The following is a 427-nucleotide window of genomic DNA, read 5'->3' on the forward strand; positions in this document are numbered from 1 at the left end:
CCGACGCTGACGGTCACGCCACTGTTGCGCATCGTCGATGACGTCGTTGATAGCGAGCGGCTGGCGATCAACGGGGCGGACCTGACGTTCACCTGCGACGTGCCGCAAGATTTGCACGTGCGCGCCGATCCGGAGCATTTGTTTAGGGTCTTGGCGAATCTTGTTCGCAACGCGCGACAGGCGATCATCGCCACGGGTAAATCCGGCGAAATCATCGTTGCTGCCAGTGAACAGGCCGGCGACTGGGTGATCCGCGTCAGCGACAACGGCCCCGGCCTTCCCCCCAAGGCGCGGGAGCATCTGTTTACTGCGTTCAAGGGCGGTGCGCGCAAGGGGGGCTCCGGTCTCGGCCTTGCCATCGCGGCAGAGCTGGTGCGCGGTCACGGTGGGACGCTCAAACTGTCAGAGACAAGCGCGTCGGGTACGG

1 protein-coding gene is annotated in these 427 nt (G+C 64.4%); it reads left to right on the top strand.

All coding sequences use genetic code 11. The annotated features are described in order from the left end of the window. Window positions 1-427, top strand: a 427-nt coding sequence (locus B3849_RS17440) for a sensor histidine kinase (protein ID WP_286780480.1), incomplete at both ends; no start/stop codon positions are given.

Origin of the sequence: Sulfitobacter sp. UBA4523 (genome assembly GCF_002388305.1) — a bacterium.
GTDB classification, from domain to species: Bacteria; Pseudomonadota; Alphaproteobacteria; order Rhodobacterales; family Rhodobacteraceae; genus Sulfitobacter; species Sulfitobacter pontiacus.